General features: G+C 54.9%; 1 protein-coding gene. It reads right to left on the minus strand.

Going from position 1 to position 295, the window contains the following annotated elements; genetic code table 11:
• Positions 1-113: 113 nt before the first annotated feature.
• The coding region (locus tag AF337_RS44420; RefSeq protein WP_210168063.1) for a hypothetical protein at positions 114-295 on the minus strand (182 nt) is incomplete at its 5' end.

A 295-nucleotide genomic window follows, 5' to 3' on the forward strand; every position in this document is an offset into this window, starting at 1 on the left:
GCGCTTTCATCAAGGCCAATCCCTTCGCTTTATTGCAGTGCAAGACGCCAAGCACACTGAATGGATCAACTAGTGGATTTCCAGGCGCGGACGCGCAAGTGTTAATTCTGGCACTAGCGGTAGTAAGTCGTCGAAACAGAATGCTCTAATGCAATCATTGCGTTAGCTGGCGGCGGTTCTCGTGTTGAAATGGAGCGGAGGGATGGGGACGGCTCGTGCATGATTTCCGGATCGCAGCCCGCGACGGTGGCAATTGCCGGCAAATCGATCTGCCTGCGTAGGACGCCTTTGTGCG

The sequence above is a fragment of the Rhizobium ecuadorense genome (genome assembly GCF_001187535.1).
GTDB lineage: Bacteria > Pseudomonadota > Alphaproteobacteria > Rhizobiales > Rhizobiaceae > Rhizobium > Rhizobium ecuadorense.